The sequence below is a fragment of the Seonamhaeicola sp. NFXS20 genome (assembly GCF_049132085.1).
GTDB lineage: Bacteria > Bacteroidota > Bacteroidia > Flavobacteriales > Flavobacteriaceae > Seonamhaeicola.
In genome coordinates this window covers 307,292-324,199 of record NZ_JAFMPU010000003.1, presented here as the reverse complement: position 1 = coordinate 324,199, position 16,908 = coordinate 307,292, and the positions used below count along the sequence as shown (strand labels likewise).

12 protein-coding genes and 2 tRNA genes are annotated in these 16,908 nt (G+C 32.1%); 6 read left to right on the top strand and 8 right to left on the bottom strand.

All coding sequences use genetic code 11. The annotated features are described in order from the left end of the window. Positions 1-110 precede the first annotated feature (110 nt). The 3 genes from feoB to J1D01_RS07540 form a co-directional block, all read right to left on the bottom strand. A complete protein-coding gene (gene feoB, locus J1D01_RS07550) occupies positions 111-2,213 on the bottom strand; it encodes a ferrous iron transport protein B (protein WP_421150390.1) in 2,103 nt (700 codons plus the stop codon). Continuing rightward, complete coding sequence (locus J1D01_RS07545) at positions 2,206-2,442, bottom strand: FeoA family protein (RefSeq protein WP_421150389.1); 237 nt, start codon at positions 2,440-2,442, stop codon at positions 2,206-2,208. The genes feoB and J1D01_RS07545 overlap by 8 nt, the downstream gene beginning before the upstream one ends. Before the next feature lie 122 nt (positions 2,443-2,564). Further along, entirely contained in the window at positions 2,565-3,236 is a 672-nt protein-coding gene (locus J1D01_RS07540) for an SCO family protein (RefSeq protein WP_372938181.1), read from the bottom strand. Between the two features lie 168 nt (positions 3,237-3,404). On the opposite strand from J1D01_RS07540, the gene rseP reads away from it, so the two are divergent. The 3 genes from rseP (at position 3,405) to J1D01_RS07525 (ending at position 5,023) form a co-directional block, all read left to right on the top strand. After that, positions 3,405-4,745, top strand: a complete 1,341-nt coding sequence (gene rseP / locus J1D01_RS07535; protein ID WP_421150388.1) for an RIP metalloprotease RseP — start codon at positions 3,405-3,407, stop codon at positions 4,743-4,745. 73 nt (positions 4,746-4,818) lie between these two features. Further along, positions 4,819-4,892: transfer RNA gene (locus tag J1D01_RS07530), tRNA-Asn, on the top strand. Between the two features lie 59 nt (positions 4,893-4,951). Further along, a tRNA-Arg gene (locus J1D01_RS07525) sits at positions 4,952-5,023 on the top strand. Between the two features lie 132 nt (positions 5,024-5,155). On the opposite strand, the gene J1D01_RS07520 is transcribed toward J1D01_RS07525, so the two are convergent. The 5 genes from J1D01_RS07520 to J1D01_RS07500 are packed head-to-tail and all read right to left on the bottom strand — an operon-like array spanning position 5,156 to position 10,168. After that, entirely contained in the window at positions 5,156-6,010 is an 855-nt protein-coding gene (locus J1D01_RS07520) for a sugar phosphate isomerase/epimerase family protein (RefSeq protein ID WP_421150387.1), read from the bottom strand. Between the two features lie 4 nt (positions 6,011-6,014). After that, complete coding sequence (locus tag J1D01_RS07515; RefSeq protein WP_421150386.1) at positions 6,015-7,154, bottom strand: ABC transporter substrate-binding protein; 1,140 nt, start codon at positions 7,152-7,154, stop codon at positions 6,015-6,017. Positions 7,155-7,171: 17 nt separating this feature from the next. Beyond that, positions 7,172-7,921 (bottom strand): SDR family NAD(P)-dependent oxidoreductase, encoded by a 750-nt coding sequence (locus J1D01_RS07510; protein ID WP_421150385.1) that lies wholly within the window; start codon positions 7,919-7,921, stop codon positions 7,172-7,174. After that, a complete protein-coding gene (locus J1D01_RS07505) occupies positions 7,918-8,982 on the bottom strand; it encodes a Gfo/Idh/MocA family protein (protein ID WP_421150384.1) in 1,065 nt (354 codons plus the stop codon). The genes J1D01_RS07510 and J1D01_RS07505 overlap by 4 nt, the downstream gene beginning before the upstream one ends. Then, the gene (locus tag J1D01_RS07500) at positions 8,975-10,168 is read right to left on the bottom strand and encodes an enolase C-terminal domain-like protein (RefSeq protein WP_421150383.1); all 1,194 of its coding nucleotides are present in this window, start codon (positions 10,166-10,168) and stop codon (positions 8,975-8,977) included. Before J1D01_RS07500 ends, J1D01_RS07505 begins: the two co-directional genes overlap by 8 nt. A gap of 328 nt (positions 10,169-10,496) precedes the next feature. On the opposite strand from J1D01_RS07500, the gene J1D01_RS07495 reads away from it, so the two are divergent. From J1D01_RS07495 to J1D01_RS07485, 3 genes are all read left to right on the top strand, one after another. After that, positions 10,497-12,623 (top strand): hypothetical protein, encoded by a 2,127-nt coding sequence (locus J1D01_RS07495; RefSeq protein ID WP_421150382.1) that lies wholly within the window; start codon positions 10,497-10,499, stop codon positions 12,621-12,623. 245 nt (positions 12,624-12,868) lie between these two features. After that, a complete protein-coding gene (locus tag J1D01_RS07490; protein WP_421150381.1) occupies positions 12,869-15,193 on the top strand; it encodes a T9SS type A sorting domain-containing protein in 2,325 nt (774 codons plus the stop codon). A 31-nt stretch (positions 15,194-15,224) separates the two neighbouring features. Beyond that, positions 15,225-16,838: a T9SS type A sorting domain-containing protein gene (locus tag J1D01_RS07485; protein ID WP_421150380.1), complete on the top strand. Its 1,614-nt coding sequence runs from the start codon at positions 15,225-15,227 to the stop codon at positions 16,836-16,838. Positions 16,839-16,908: the final 70 nt, after the last annotated feature.

The window sequence follows — 16,908 nt, the reverse complement described above, 5'->3', positions numbered from 1 at the left end:
GCAAGCTTTTTTAGATTTTGATTTAGGCAAGATATATTTTTTAACTAAAAAAATAATTGCAAGTGCCAAAACTGAAAAAACTAATATATTTTGAATAATACTGTTCATTTTTATTTTAAAAATTGAAATGCTATTAAAGCAGTAATATACGCAAAACCGCTCATAAATACTAACTGAAGCATGGGCCATTTCCAACTATTGGTTTCTCGTTTTGCAATGGCTAAGGTACTCATGCATTGCATAGCAAATGCATAAAACAGCAATAATGATGTACCAGAGGCTAACGTAAATACTTTTGTGCCATCTGCATGTACTTCTGCTGCCATTTTATTTTTAATGGTATCTTCATCTTCGTTATCATTAGCACTTCCAACGCTGTAAATAGTTGCCAGTGTACCAACAAACACTTCGCGTGCCGCAAAAGAAGTTACTAACCCAATACCAATTTTCCAATCGTATCCTAATGGACGTATTATAGGCTCTATGGTTTTACCTATAATACCAATATAGCTGTGTTCTAATTTATGAGCTGCTATTTTATCTTCTAGTTCTTTTTCTGATGCCGAAGTGTATTCCGTTTTAATAATTTCTTCGGCATTATTAAAGTTTTCTCCTGGTCCATATGAAGCTAATACCCACAAAATAATAGAAATAGCTAATATTATTTTACCAGCTTCTAAAACAAAGGTTTTTGTTTTTTCTATAACAGTTAGTGCTACATTTTTAAATAACGGAATTTTATAACTTGGCATTTCTATAACAAAATACGTTTTACTTTTAATTTTAAGTATTTTGTTTAAAATATAAGCCGATACAATAGCCGTTAAAAAGCCAATAACATAAAGCGCCATTAAGGTGAGCGCTTTATAACCCATACCTAAAAAGGTGCCTTCTGGAATTACTAACGCAATAATTATAACATAAACTGGTAATCTTGCAGAACATGTGGTAAAGGGAGTAACAAGAATTGTAATAAGGCGTTCTTTCCAATTCTCAATATTTCTGGCAGCCATAATTGCAGGTACAGCACAAGCATTACCCGAAATTAGAGGAACTACACTTTTTCCGCTTAAGCCAAAACGACGCATTACTTTATCCATTAAAAATACTACGCGACTCATATAACCGCTTTCTTCAAGCAGCGCAATAAATAGGAAAAGAAATGCAATAGGAGGAATAAACACCATAATACCACCTATGCCAGCAATAATGCCTTCTGATAATAAATTAGTGAATACTCCTGGAGGTAATGTGTTTTTAACCCAATTAGCTAAAGAGGCAAAACCTTCATCTATTAAATCGGTTGGGTAAGTAGCCCAATCATAAACGGCTTGAAACATTAAAAATAGAATAACAAAGAAAATGATGTAACCCCAAAATTTATGAGTTAAAATTCTATCTAATTTAATACGTAAATCACTTGCATTTGCTAGGTCTACTGTAAGTCCTTTTTTTAGAACATTATTTATAAACTGGTAGCGTTTTATAGTTTCTTTTTGTTGTAAACGTTTTAAGTCTGCGTTACTTTTTGTTTTAAAATCGTTTATATCATTAAAGTCGTTGCGTTCAATTTTGCCAAAATTTACATCTTGGGTAATAACTAGCCAAAGTTTGTAAAGTAGTTGGTTAGGAAATGTTTTTTTTAAGCTATCAAAATAATTTTTATCAATACTGCTAATATCTAAACAGGGTTTAGTATTTAACGTACTATAATTAGTAATGAGTTCTTTTAATTTATCTATGCCTTCATTTTTACGAGTACTAACAACAGCAATTTTGGTGTTTAGTAGTTCTTCAAGGTGCTCAACATTTAACGAAATACCTTTTCTAGACATTCTATCGGCCATATTAATTACCAATAGAGTGGGTATTTCTAAATCTTTTATTTGAGTAAATAAAAGTAAATTACGTTTAAGGTTTTCAACATCTGTTACTAACACAGCTACATCTGGGAAATCTTTACCATTTTTGTTTAAGAGCAACTCAATTACTACGCTCTCGTCTAATGATGATGCATTTAAACTGTATGTTCCAGGTAAATCTAGAATATGTGCTTTAAGGTTGCGTGTTAGTTTGCAAACCCCTTCTTTTTTATCAACAGTAATACCAGGGTAATTACCAACTTTTTGATTTAAGCCTGTAAGGGCATTAAATACCGAGGTTTTTCCCGTATTGGGGTTACCAATTAGAGCTACATTTATTTGCTTACTCATTCGCTACTTTTTCAATTAAAATATGAATAGCAGTTTCCTTTCTAATGGCTAGGTGAGACCCATTAATGTTTAAGTACATAGGGTCTGAAAAAGGAGCTACTTGAACAAGTTCTACAGTATTACCTGGTAAACATCCCATTTCAAGTAGTTTTAACGGTATGTGAATGGACGAAACATCTGTAATTATACCACGTTCGCCCTTTTTAAGATTTGCTATAGTCTCCTCCAAGCTTATTTAGATTGATTTTAAAGAAGCAAAAATAGTGTAAACTTTATTAGTTTAAAAGTTAAAGTGTAAATATTTGGGTGTTCTCCTTGGTTTGGCTTTATCCAAGAAAAGTAGTTGTACATTTATTTATACTCTTCTTTTAAAACAGTAATATCTTTAAGTAAACGTTTAATGTCTTCTTTGTTGGTGCCATCGTAAAAGCCTCTTATTTGTCTTTTTTTGTCAATAAGCATAAAATTTTCAGTATGTACCATGTCAAATGGTCCGCCATCACCTTGGTCTTTAACTGCTAAATAACTTTTTCTTGCTAACTTATATATTTGTTTTTTATCGCCTGTAACTAAATTCCATTTAGAGTCAATGACGCCTTTTTTTATAGCGTAGCGTTTTAGTTGAGCCACTGTGTCAATTTCTGGAGTTACAGAATGAGATAAAAGCATCACATCATCATCATTTATTATTTCTTTTTGAATATCTGCCATGTTTTTTGTCATGATAGGGCAAATGGTTTGGCATGTAGTAAAAAAGAAATCGGCTACATAAATCTTGTTTTCGTAATCTTTTTGGGTAATTATTTTTCCATTTTGGTTAATCAGCGAAAAATCGGCTATTTTGTGGTACTTCTTTTTGTATTGAATGGTACTATCAACTAATTCTGTACTTACCATAGCGGGTTGATAGATAGGAAGTGGTTTATAAACATTTAGTGTGTTATAAATTAAAGCAATAATAATTGCCGAAATTACAGCAAATACAATAGCAAATTTTTTGTATTCTTTAAAAAATGAAAGCATTTTATAAGGGAAATAAATTTCAGTAAAAATACAATGAAATTTGAATTTTTTAAATTATACAGATGCTTAAATTAGTGTTAAATAGGTGTACAATGCATAAATGTCTTTTTATACTTGGTTTAAAAGTTTACTTTTGTGCGGTTATGAAAAAATTTTGATTGAAGACCTATGGAGTTTGTTATAAAAATATCTCAGTTTTTATTGAGTTTATCACTACTAATTGTTTTACATGAGCTAGGGCATTTTATACCTGCCAAAGCTTTTAAAACCAGAGTAGAAAAGTTTTATTTATTTTTTGATGTTAAGTTTTCACTATTTAAAAAGAAAATAGGCGAAACCGTATATGGTATAGGTTGGTTGCCTTTAGGAGGCTATGTAAAAATAGCTGGTATGATAGATGAAAGTATGGATACCGAGCAAATGGCACAACCACCACAACCATGGGAGTTTCGTTCTAAACCTGCATGGCAACGTTTAATTATTATGCTAGGCGGGGTTACTGTTAATTTTGTGTTAGCTTTAATTATTTACATTTTTGCTTCATTCTTTTATGGAGACACTGATATTTCTGCATCAAGTATAAAAGATGGTTATTATATAGAAAACCCACTACTTACAGATTTAGGTTTTAAAACAGGAGATAAAATTATAGCAGTTGGAGATTATAAAGTAGAAAATTATTCTGATATAAAAACCAATTTTATAGGTGCTAAGTCAATTACATTTTTAAGAGATGGAATAGAAAAAACGATTCAATTACCTGAGGATTTTTTAGGTCAGTTATCAACAAGTAAAGATAGGAGTCTTTTTGAAATAAGAATGCCGTTTATTTTTGGAAAGGTTACAGACTCATCATTAAATAAGGGTGTTGATTTAAAAGAAGGAGATCTTATTCAAGGGATTAATGGCAGAAAAATTAAATATTTTGATCAGTTTAAGTCTGTTTTAGATTCATTAAAAGGACAAACTGTTACGGTTGATGTTTTAAGAGGTGATGAAACTATTCAAAGAACTTTGAAAGTTGATAAATATGGTAAATTTGGAATCATTCCTACGGGATCATATAACAAATTTGAAGAACTAGGTTATTTATCAATAACTAGAAAAGCGTATACTTTTGGAGAAAGCTTTGGTGTAGGGTATAATAAGTTTATTGGTCAAATTACTTCATATTGGGATCAATTGGGCTTAATTTTTAATCCAAGTACGGGAGCTTATAAAGGAGTGGGCGGATTTAAAGCCATTTTTGATATTTTTCCAGATACATGGAGTTGGGAAGCCTTTTGGGGAATCACAGCCTTTTTATCTATTATGCTAGGGGTTTTAAATTTATTGCCAATACCAGCTTTAGATGGTGGTCATGTTATGTTTTTACTGTATGAAATGGTGTCTGGTAGAAAACCAGGAGACAAGTTTATGGAGTATGCACAAATGGTTGGTTTCTTTATTTTAATAGCTTTAGTATTATTTGCAAACGGTAATGATATTTATAAAGCCATTTTTGGATAAAATTTTTTAAAAATTGTATTGTAGTAAATAAAAATATATATATATTTGCGCTCGCAAAAGCGAAACATAACCTTCCTCAGTAGCTCAGTTGGTTAGAGCATCTGACTGTTAATCAGAGGGTCGCTGGTTCGAGCCCAGCCTGAGGAGCAACTAAAGACTTTACAGAAATGTAAGGTCTTTTTTGTTTAAAGCAATGACTTTTTAAAGGCTCCATAGTTCAAGGGATAGAACAAGAGTTTCCTAAACTTTAGATCCAGGTTCGAGTCCTGGTGGAGTCACTTTTTAAGTGAGTAGTGAGATGTGAATAGTGAATAGAGAGGAATGATTCGTCCTAAAATAGCTATATAGGTTATTAAATATATGCTAGTATAATCATACTACTCTTTTTCTTAATGAATGAAGATGGCTTTTTATTCAGAATACACTAATTGCTTTAAAAGATTATGTAATCTAATAGTTTCTGAAATATTATCTGTTTTATTACAGCCTTCCCAATCTACATGAACATATTCCATGCATGTAAACCCTGAATACTTATTTTGTTTTAAATGAAGAGCAATGGCTTTAAAATCTATTTTATTGTCTTTAACGCTAGTTTGAAGTTTTCCTTTAGTACCTCCTCTTGCATGAAAATGTGAAGTGTGTTTAATTAATGGATGTACAGACTTGTTAGTTTGCCCTTGATATATAAAATGTCCATAATCTAATGTTAGCGTTATTTCAGGGCATTCTTTAATGAATTTTAATGTACTAATAGCATCTGGTAAAATAGAGCCAACATGAGCTTCTATGGCATAAGTAATATTAAACTCTTTGGCTTTTTCTACTCGCCAGTGGTTTTCTTCACAAGCTATTTTCCAATCATCTTGTGTAGTCTGTTTTTCATGAAAAACTCCGGGCAAACCAGTAATGTGTTTGCACCCAAGCGTTTTAGTGAATTCTAATGTTTTTAGAAAAGTAGTACGGTTATTTTTTCGTGTATTCTTGTCTGGTGAATTTGTTGCTGCTATGTTTGGTTCTTCACCAGTTTGTAAAAACACATCGGCTGGTTCAAGTCCTATTTCTTTTAAATCTTTAGCCAAACGTATTCCTTCTTTTGTTGGATTTTTTGAAATATCACTAGGAAAATGGTGAGATCTTCCTTCAAACAAACCAATATCTACGGCATCAACTCCTATAAGTTTAATTAATTGTAGTACTTTATAATGTGGAAGTAAAGGAAAAGTAAAATCAGCACATGAGAATTTAGAACTTAAGTTGCACATAATTTTATTTTTTAAGGCTATCTTGATAGTATCTGCTAATACTATTTAAAGCACTATTTGCTGAAATTTTACCCGAAATGTATTGTTGTAACGGAACACCTGCTTTTTCTTGAAAAGGCACATAGCCATTATATCTTGGGCGAATTAATGCTTTTTCATGAGATAGAAAGCTATTTGAAAAGAATCCACCAGTAAAATCTTTAATTTTTTCTAAATTCCAGACTTCTTCACGTACCGGTTGCCCTCCGGCGTATAAATAAATATTAGATTGAACCTCTGCGCTTGCACAATACAATGAAAAGTTAAGTGCTAATTCAATTTGATTACAATTAGCTGAAATAGCAATACCAGTACCTCCTAAAATACTTTTCAAAGGTTTATTGTTTAGTTTAATTAAGTTCCCGTATTTTAAAGGGTTTTTAGTGAAGGATGGCCTGCAATAATTACTGTAACTATAAGCAAAAGGACAGAAGGCAAACCTATCTTCTTTGGTCATTAACTCTGCTATATTTATAGGGTTCCAATCAAGCATATCTTTAGGCATAGGTTCTGCTAAACATTTTAAGAGTTGCATGGCTTCTATAGCTTTATCTTTATTAGCAAAAATGCTACGGGAATTAAAAGGGTTTGCTTCTAAGGCATAAAGTAACATTAACCAGTTTAAGAATAAATCTGCACCAAACCCTGGCATTATTACATGTTTTTTGTCGCTTAATGCAATTAAATCATCCCATGTTTTGGGTAATTCTATGTCATGTTTTTTTATTAAATCTGGTCTCCAACTAGGAACAGGTGTAGCTCCATCTATGGGTATTGCTAGTAGTTTGTTGTTAAAAACATAGCTTTCAAAAGATTTACCAATACAATTTTGTTCTAAATCTGCCCATTGATTTTTTGTTAAATATTTTTTCTGATTAATAACTAAGTTATTATCAAAACAAAATTCTGCCCAAGGATGATCAATTACAATAAGATCATATTCTTTTATAAGTTGATCAATAGGCTTATGCCCAAATTCATCAAGTGAGCGTTTATCCCAATGAATACGAATGCCTGGGTTTAATTCTTCATAACGTTGCGAAACAGCAACTAATGGGGGGAAAGCCCTACTATGATTCCATGTAATGCCTTTAATGGTTTTCATTATTTACTTTTTTACCATTAGTAAACAGCTCTACCACCTGTCATATCAAAAGTAAACCCTGTATTAAAGCTAGCTTCTTTTGAGACAATCCACGCTGTTAGATTAGCTATTTCTTCTAATTTACCACATCGTTTCATAGGTATTTTATCTGTCATATACTTAACCTGATGGGGTTCCATTTTTTCTACCATAGGAGTCATTATAGTTGCTGGTGCTATGGCGTTTATAGTAATGCCAGATTCTGCATGTTCTTTTCCTACTGCTTTTGTTAAACCTATAACGCCTGCTTTTGAAGCAGAATACGAAGCCATACCAGCATTACCTTCTTTACCTGCTATTGATGCGATGAGTAAGATGCGGCCATAATTATTAGGAAGCATAAGTTTAAGAGCGTATTTTGTTATGAGAAATGACCCTGTTAAATTAACCTGACAGGTTTTTATAAATTCTGAAGTATCAACTTGGTCTGTAGTAATACCATTAGGGCCAACAATACCAGCAGAATTAACAACAATTTGGCAGTTTCCTTTTTCCTTTATTTTTTCAAAAGCAATTTTAACATCATCTTCATTAGAGATGTCTGCAGCAATAAAATCTGCTTCATAACCTTTATTTTTAAGAGATTGAGCAGCTTTTTTAACTAAATCTTCATTCAAATCAAGAAGCCAAATTTTAGCACCTTCGCTAGCTAATTTTTCGGCTACAGCTAATCCTATACCGGTGCCACCTCCTGTTATAACCGCTATTTGGTTATCAAATCGATTCATAAATCTTTTATTTTTACTGGTTTTTTTGTGTTATTTGAAGTACATGCTGCTTCAATTATTTTCATAGCAGCTAAACCGTGTTCGCTTTTAGAACCATTAGTATCTAAACCAAGACAGGCATCAATAAAATTTAAAACAGGTGCTTTATGTGGGTAGATTTCTTCTGCGTTTAAGGTTTCGTATTTTTTAGATTCTCCATGAAAAGGATAAAATTCCATTGTGCCTTTCCATAGTTCTAAGAGTAAAACGCCTTTAGTTCCAAAAATCCTTACTTCATAATTTTTAATATTTGTTGGAGTTGCACCTGTACTTGCAAGGTTAACTAATGTTCCATTGTCCATAGTAATAGTAAGGGCATCATAGATATCATTTACAGAACCGGCATAATCAAATTTGGCATAAACTTCTTTAGGATGTGCATCAGTTAAGAAACTTAAATAGGCTCCAGCATGTGAAACTTGGCAGTAAATCTGTCCGCCTCCTGCAATTGAGGGGTCGTTATAAGAGCCTTTGTTTGGTTCTTGGTAAACATCGTCCATTTCATGAGTTGGTGTGGTATTTATGCCTTTTAATAATTTATCAATAGGATTAGTCATGAGTATGGAAATCATTTTGATTAATCCTAACTCCCCATTTTTTATAAGTTTACGAGCTTCAATTCCATGTTTTGTGTAATGCCAAGGGCAACTAACAAGAAATTCAAGTTTTTTATTGGCGGCTAAAGCACAAAGTTCCTGCGATTCATCAACTGTTATAGTCATTGGTTTTTCCATTAAAACATGTTTGCCTTGTTCTAATGCAAACTTTGCATGCTCATAGTGCATATTGGGAGTTGAACTGATTATTACCGCATCTAAATCTTTCATAAGAATTAGAGACTTGTAATCATCAAAAGCTTGATCTGCACCAAAATCTTGAGCAACAATTTTAGCTTTATTTAAATCTCGTTTAAAAATGGCGCTTAAGTTGGCTCTTTCATGCTCAATAATTCCAGGAATATGCGCATAGGTTGCCCACCATCCTGCACCCACAACACCAACATTTAATTTGTTATTAGTCATTATATGGAATTAGTTTTTCTCTATTTAATTCTACACCAAATCCAGGTTTTGTTTCATCTAGAGTTATATGTCCATTAACAGGTAGTGGTTCGCCTATAATTGTATCAAAAATTGGGTGAAGTTCTTTGCCTTCGCCTGTTGTAAGAAACTCTGCGTATGCACTGTTTGTGTTAGACATTACAAAATGATAGTTATATACAGATGCTCCATGAGGAATAACTTGCATATCATATGGTTTTGCCATGGCAGCAATTCTTCTAACAGCGGTTATACCACCAGCCCATTGAATTTCTGGTTGAATAATGTCTGTGGCTTCATTTGAAATAATATCATGGAAAGCTTTGTAGTGATACTCAAGATTTCCTGTAGCTAATTGAATGGCACCAAGTTGATCTCTTAAAAAGGCGTTTTGTTTAGTTGCCCATCCATTTTGTAATGGGTCTTCAAACCACTTAACATCATAATCTTGAACGCGTTGAGCTAATCTAGTTGTAAACTCAATATCCCATGATAAATAACAATCAATCATTATTTCCATGTTATCACCAAGATCTGAGCGTAAATTGGCAATTAGTTTTTCCATTTTTTTAACACCATCTAAACCGCTTTCTGCACCCCACGGAGCAGCAATTTTAACACCCATAAAGCCTCTGTTTTTCCAATAACTTGCGTTATCTGGATGAATTGTTGCATAACAAGGAATGGAGTTTTTTGTTTTACCTCCTAAAAATTTATAAACGGGAATATTAAGATATTTAGAAACTAAATCATACAAAGCTAGGTCTACCCCAGCCATAGCCATATTTGTAATACCACCTAAACCATATGGTAAAGTAGAACGGTTCATTTGATCCCAAATCATTTCAATATTGAAGGGGTCTTGACCTATTAAAAAGCGTTTAAAATGATTTTCTATTACCGCACAAGCAAACGCTCCACCACCATAATTAACACATTGACCGGTTATGCCTTTATCAGTTTCTATTTCAATAGCGAAGGGATCTTGTCCAGGTCCCATCCAGGAAGAACGTACTTTAGAATATTCGGGGTATACAGACATAGGATTTGCAATTAATGTTTGAGCTTGCCAACCACCACCCCAATATTGAGATTCACCCATTGAAGCACCACGCGCTCCCGTATCTCCACTACTAATGGTGTACAATTTAATTCCTGTAATTTTCATTATATTTTTGTGTTAGATTTATTTTAATTGTTTTTGTAATGATTGAATTTTACAAACTTAAAGTAGTATATGATTAAAAAAAATGGACAGTTTGTCTAAACAAATGTCTTAAATGTCTGTTTTTTGATGTTTAAATTCTTTTCTGTAATTATCTTAAAAATAGTATTTGTACAATCTGCTTAATTACTTGTTTTATTTGCTTTTTATGTAGTTTAATGGGGGTTGTGCTTTAAATTAAGAGGTGTATTTCTGTACTTTTGATTTTAAGGTTTAGATTTTATTTACCCAAATAATTTGTGACCAAGAGTTAATAATTTACACTATTCATATGAAAGCTTTTCTAACATTTGCGCTATGTATTTTAATAGGGCAAACAATTTATGCTAAGAATTATTTTTGTGATCCAGTTCATGGTAATTCTAATAATAATGGTAGTAAAGAACATCCGTGGGGCACATTAGAAAGTGTTTTTAAGACAGGTATTAAATTTGAATCTGGTGATGTTATATTTTTACTTTCTGGTAATCATGGTAATGTTGAAGTAATAGGTGAAAATGATAAGTACATTAAAGTAGTTGGGGTGCATGGAGAGGTTCCTATTATTAATTCTATAATATTCGGAAACAACCAATTTAAAGCATCAAGATGGACATTTTCAAATATCATTTTTAAAGATTCTAAAAACTCTAATACTGTTTTTATTCATGAAAATAGTTCTAAAATTAGATTGTTAGAAAATTATTTTAAATCTTCAAACAAAAACAATATTGTAGCTATTAAAGTTAATGGGGTGCAATGTAAAATAGAACATAATGTAATAAGTAATTATAATATTGGGATATATGTTTCAGGCTTAAAAAATCAAATAAGAAATAATAGAATAGAATTTTTTAAAAGTAATGCTGTTGAGGTTTTGGGTAGTTATAACATTTTTGAGTATAATTTAATTAAAGAAAGTGTAGCAACAGATGATGTAGTTAATAATGGCATTTTTATAAATAATACAGAAACCAAAGGGAATATTTTTAGAGGTAATTACATAGTTAATTTTACTAAAATAAACAGAGATAATATAGGGGGTTTTAATGGGATTTATTCATTTAACAATGCTGTTTCTGATTGTATTTTTGAAAATAATACTGTGGTTACAAATACAAAAAACGGTATTTACCTTGAGGGAGATGTTAATAATTTAAAAATTGTAAATAATACTGTAATTAACCCATATTTTGGACTTAAAGTAGATGATAATAGTGAAATTAATATTCCTACAGCTATTAATATTATTGGTAAAAACAGTTCGTCTAACATTATAGTAGGAAACAATTTATCTAACAATTTTTTGTTTGAAAATATTAAAGGATTTGCAGATAATAACCTTGAAATTCCTGTTTCAGTTCATGATTTTGATATGTGTTTTAAAAACTGGGCCCTTTTTGATTTTTCATTAAGTAAAAATTCAAAAGCTTTAAATGCAGGGTTTTTAAAACTAGCACCTACTTTAGATGCTAGTTTGAATAAACGCATGTATGGTAGTTTTGTTAATATAGGCGCTTATGAGTACACAAAAATTAATGAGTCTAATGAAACTTTTACCATCGTTTCAGAGGTTTCAGACAGACAAATTCATTCTAAAGGAAAGGGCGATTGGGATGGGCAACCACAAATTAGAGTTGGAGGCGTAGCTGAAGGTATTGATGGCGCAGGAATATTTCCATTTAAAATTCCGTTAATTCCTCAAGGTAAAAAAATACTATCTGCAAGTTTTAGCGTTTATTTATCAAAAATAGATAATCAACCACAAGGAGGAATTGATTTGTACGGGTTAACTCCAAAGTCAAACTTTTGGGTTACAGATGATATGTTTTATCAAGGTACATTTGGGCAAGATTTAAGTGCAAGACCTATTCAGCATAATTTAATAGATGCTGAAACTTATGTTGGCGAAATAAAAATGTCAGATTTGGGTAGAAATGCATTAAAAGGTTATTTAAGCAGTATTATGGAGTCTGGAGCTAAAGCAGGTGATTATATTTTTTTAAGAATAAATCCAAACGCTAAAGATGTTTCAGATTATAATAGATGGAATTTTGTTAGTGCAAATAGTAATAAAAAAGAAAATACACCTAAGTTAGAAATAACCGTTGGTTATCCAGATAAAAAACCTGTAACAACTACTAAAACGTTACCAGTAAAGAATATAGTGGTTACTTCTGCAAACCCATTAAAATCAGGAAATGTTTCTTTTTATTTTCTAGGATTTGAAAATAATAAGCAAGTTCAATTAAGGCTATTAAACTTTTCTGGAGAAGAAGTTTTTGCTCATTCTTTAATACCTTCAAATTTGCCAGATCTTGTTTTTCGTACCGAAAACTTAGGGCTTTCTACAGGGAAATATATGTTAGAGTATTTAATAGATGGGGAATTAAAAAAGCAAATTTTATTTGTTTGGTAGGTATTACTAAATAAAATACTACATTTTAATAAATACCATTTTGTAGGAATCTTTAATAAAAACTGTTAAGGGTTTATACTATCTGTTTAATTGTTTGTTTGTTTTGTCTTTTCTCGCTGTAAGCGCCTGTAAACAGTAGGTTTAGTAGATTATTTGTGTTTATATTTGAGAGTGTTATCTTCTTTTTACAGCATTATTATATAATGTTTTTAAGAAGAATAATGGACTCTCAAAATAAAAATCTCATGTATAAAAAAATTACAATTTTTTTAATTGCTTTACTACCCATTTTTAAATCAAGTGGACAAAATTTGTTTAATCTAGACCCAGCTGTTGGTTCAAGGTTTAGTATTACAGATAAGGTTTGGCCAACTAATGTTGGAGAAGGAGATGTTTGTTTATGGAATGATGATAAGTTAGCAGCTTTTACAATAACCATAGATGATAATAATGAGCAAAATATTCCATTTTGGAAGACTATGATAACCAAGTACGGTTTTCATTTTACTTGGTTTGTAATTACAGAAGCAGACTCACAATACAATGTGCAAGATTGGAGCCTATATAATGACCTTGCTAGTTTAGGAAGTCAAATAAATGGGCACGATGATAGAAACTGGTACAGTAATCCAACAGGTGGAGAAACAAATCCAACAGATGCTGATTACTTAGCAAGATTACAAGCAACAAAAACAAAGGTAGATACAGAAGTTACTTCTGGAAATAATAATTGCTTAACCTATGCTTACCCTTATGGTGAAGGTAATTCAACCGAAGCTAGAAAAGTTTTTATTGGTATAAGAGGAACGCAGGGGTTCTTAAATCAAGCTAATACAGTAAATTATTTAGACATAAATAGTATATCAAATATCTATATTTATGATAATAACACAAACAGAGATAAATATATATTACCGCTTTTAGATAAAACAAGTACGCTTTACGGAACTAACTATTATAGAGGCTGGGGGAGCACCCATTTTCATAGTTTAGATACGGCAGGCGAAACAACAACAGATGCGTTTTTGCAGTATTTGGCTAATAAACCAGAATTATGGGTTGCCGGTTTTACTGAGGTTACCCAATATTCACAATCTTTTGCAACACATAATTTAACTATTGATAGTGTAGGTGCTAGTGAAATAAAATTCACTCTAACAGATACTATGTTAGACACTGCATTCTATTTTCCTTTAACAGTTAAAATAAGAATTGATAATAGTTGGGTGAGTGTTTCGGCTGTACAAAATGGAGGGGCTGTAGAAGCAGAAATAATAACACATAATGGAAATAAATATGCCCTAGTTAAGGCAGTTCCAGATGCAGGACAAGTTACTTTAACAGGAGTTGCAGACTCAGATCCCGCTGTTATTATTCCAACTATTGGAGATCAATCTATGATTGAAGGAGGTACTTTGCAAATTGATTTTGCTGCTTCAACAACAGGTGGAGATGCTATTACTTTTACAGCATCTAATCTTCCAAGTTTTGGAGTACTAACAGATAATGGCAATAATACAGGTAGTATCACTTTTACACCAACAGTTTCTGACGCTGGGGATTATCAAAACATAACATTAATAGCAGACAATGGCCGAAGTTTTACATCACAATCATTTAAGTTATCTGTAAGTCCAGATTCTGGTGGTAACGCAACTACAGAGTATACCATAATACCAACAGGAGATGGTATTATTTCAGATATATCTAATTTACCAGAAGGAGGAACAAATCCTTGGTTAAATGGTAATGATATTGATGGCACAAAGGTTTTAAAATTAGGGCAAAGTGCTTCAACAGGTGCTGGCTATACAACTAATGCTATTATTCCTTTTCAATTACCAGTTCGTCCAGCAGGTAAGCAAGTTGTTTCAGCAAATTTAAAGGTTAATATTGCTTATATAAGACACTGGATATCTTCTGATATTGATTTGTATGGATTGCCATATAGCTCATCATCTACTATATCTCCAAACGATTTTTACGATGGAACTTATGCAGACCCAACAGCCACAGTAACAGGTATTCAAGATGCTTTTGTTGTTAGAGATACAGAAGGAACAGAACCTTTAGGAACTGAAATATTTACAGATAGAGAAGTAAATTCTGACGACTCAGGAGATGCTGCTTTGGTTAACTATATCAACGCTCAATATGATGCAGGAGCTGTTGCAGGAGATTATGTGTTTTTGCGCTTAAGTATTGATGCTACTTCAGGATCTGTTGGTGCACATTACTATGGTATAAGCGATGAATCTACTACTGAAGCGCCAACCTTAACATTAGAAATTGAAAATGTACTTAGTGCAGATTCTTTTGAGAAATCTAGTTTTAAGCTTTACCCAAACCCTTTAACAGGTAATACATTAAGTATTTCAACTCAAGGACTAGAGTCTAATAAAGTTGTTATGAATATTTATTCTTCATTAGGGCGTTTAGTTCATAATGAAGTTATTGAAAGAGGGGCTTATCAAAAATTTAAAACTCAATTAAACTTAAAGTCAGGGCTTTATATTGTTCAGTTAAAAGACGGGATAAAATATAAAACGCAAAAATTAATAGTAAACTAAATTAAATATAAACCATTAAACTAATAAGATTATGAAAACAAAATTACGGTATTTAATTTTTGGAGTTACATTAGCTGTAACACCATTTGTGTTGCAAGCACAAACAACAACATACAATGTAACCCCAGAATTAGTTTCAGGACAAGCATATCACAATGATGGTATTGTTTCAAATATTACAGATGTACCATCATTTAACCCTTACCTTGAAGGTAATAATGTAGGAGGAATAAAATCATTAAAAGTAGGGGCAAGTGCATCAACAGGAGTTGCTTTTACAACAAGTGCTATTATTCCTTTTAAATTGCCAGAAAGACCTGCTGGTAAATTAGTAGTTTCTGCAAATTTAAAAGTTCATGTAAACTACGGAAGAGAATGGATTACATCAAATGTAGATTTGTATGGTTTACCGTATAATGCAGCAAGTACTCTTGATCCAGCAGATCATTACGATGGAGCATATCCAGATGCTACATCTGGTGTCACTCCAATAGAAGATGATTATTTTGCTAAAAATGTTGCTGCCGGAAGTTTAGATACTGCTCGTTTTGAAGAAACAAGCGCTACGGGAGATGCAGCATTAGTAGCCTATTTAAATGCACAATATGATGCTGGCGCTGTAGCCGGAGATTATGTGTTTTTAAGACTTAATGTAGATGACCCAGCTACTACAGGAGCTCATTATTTTGGAATTTCTGATGGTTCTACCGCAAATGCACCAACTTTAACTATTGAAGTTGAAGATGCTAGTGCAGGTGCAACAGCAGATTATACAATAGAAGCACCAACAGAAGATGGTTATGTGTCTGATGCTTCTGTTATTACAACTAATAATCCGTATTTATGGGGAGCAGCAAAATTAGGTTCTAGTGCTGTAGATGGATCTGGAAATTTAACAAGTGTTATTATTCCTTTTGAGTTACCAGAACGTCCATCAGGAGAAACAGTTGATTATGCAAAATTAAATGTATATGTTAGTTACGGAAGACAGTGGCTTAATGCTAATGTAGACTTGTATGGATTATCATATAAAAAACAAACAGCTAATGGCGGAACAGGTCTTGAAATTTTTAGTTCAGATTATTTTTCAGGGGCATATCCAGATGCTACTCCTGGTGTAACACCAATTGAAGATGATTATTTCAATAAAAACGTAGAATTAGGAGATTTAGATACCCCACGATGGGAAGAAACAACAGCAGATGCAAATTTAATAGCTTATATAAATGCACAATATGACGCTGGCGCTGTGGCCGGAGACTGGGTGTTTTTAAGATTAAGTATTGATAATACAGCTATGACAGGTTCTCAATATTTTAATATAGAAGGTGGCGACTCTGCTACACCAGCTAAATTAGAATTAGGTTTTACAGGAACGCTAGGTGTAAAACAATTAGAAGAATCAGACTTAAGTATATATCCTAATCCTGTAAAAGACGGTAGATTAAATATTTCTTTAAAAGATTTTAGCAATGATGCAGAATTAAACATTTATTCTATAACAGGCCAGTTAGTACATACAGAAAAAGTAGAAGTTAATTCTAGAAATAATTTTCAAACTAATTTAAACCTAAAAACAGGTTTATATATTATTAAGTTACAAGACAAAACCCTAACAAAAACTCAAAAGTTAATTGTACAGTAACTTACATTAAATTTTAAAAGCGAGGAGAAGTCTATCTCCTCGTTTTTAATTCAAACTTAGTATCTATATC

Coding starts and splice junctions, on each gene's coding strand:
- J1D01_RS07505 (WP_421150384.1), bottom strand. CDS start 8,982: ATGACTAATAACAAATTAAATGTTGGTGTTGTGGGTGCAGGATGGTGG.
- J1D01_RS07490 (WP_421150381.1), top strand. CDS start 12,869: ATGTATAAAAAAATTACAATTTTTTTAATTGCTTTACTACCCATTTTT.
- rseP (WP_421150388.1), top strand. CDS start 3,405: ATGGAGTTTGTTATAAAAATATCTCAGTTTTTATTGAGTTTATCACTA.
- J1D01_RS07495 (WP_421150382.1), top strand. CDS start 10,497: ATGAAAGCTTTTCTAACATTTGCGCTATGTATTTTAATAGGGCAAACA.
- J1D01_RS07515 (WP_421150386.1), bottom strand. CDS start 7,154: ATGAAAACCATTAAAGGCATTACATGGAATCATAGTAGGGCTTTCCCC.
- feoB (WP_421150390.1), bottom strand. CDS start 2,213: ATGAGTAAGCAAATAAATGTAGCTCTAATTGGTAACCCCAATACGGGA.
- J1D01_RS07500 (WP_421150383.1), bottom strand. CDS start 10,168: ATGAAAATTACAGGAATTAAATTGTACACCATTAGTAGTGGAGATACG.
- J1D01_RS07485 (WP_421150380.1), top strand. CDS start 15,225: ATGAAAACAAAATTACGGTATTTAATTTTTGGAGTTACATTAGCTGTA.
- J1D01_RS07540 (WP_372938181.1), bottom strand. CDS start 3,236: ATGCTTTCATTTTTTAAAGAATACAAAAAATTTGCTATTGTATTTGCT.
- J1D01_RS07520 (WP_421150387.1), bottom strand. CDS start 6,010: ATGTGCAACTTAAGTTCTAAATTCTCATGTGCTGATTTTACTTTTCCT.
- J1D01_RS07510 (WP_421150385.1), bottom strand. CDS start 7,921: ATGAATCGATTTGATAACCAAATAGCGGTTATAACAGGAGGTGGCACC.